General features: G+C 48.2%; 1 protein-coding gene. It reads right to left on the bottom strand.

Annotation, left to right across the window (positions count from 1 at the left end):
• Positions 1-164: transposase (locus ABFY71_RS19450; protein ID WP_488645811.1), on the bottom strand; the 164-nt coding region annotated here is incomplete at its 3' end.
• Between the last annotated feature and the right edge of the window lie 54 nt (positions 165-218).

Raw genomic sequence — 218 nt, 5'->3', positions numbered from 1 at the left:
ATGTTGTTCATGTAAGCATAGAACACCACCTTGAGCAACATACGGGGATGGAACGGAGTTGTGCCACCGGACTTGTATGTGCGGATGAGCTCGGTCAAATCGAGCCCGTCCACTATCCTGCTCAGGAGGCGGACTGGATGATCCTCGGGAATTCTTTCTCCCAGATTGGAAGGAAAAAGAACAATTTCGTTGGGGGTGTAAGTTTTAAATTGTACCTT

The organism is Devosia alba (assembly GCF_039938915.1).
Lineage (GTDB): Bacteria > Pseudomonadota > Alphaproteobacteria > Rhizobiales > Devosiaceae > Devosia > Devosia alba.
Note: the sequence above shows the minus strand (reverse complement) of the source record. Positions and strands in the feature narration are given on the sequence as shown.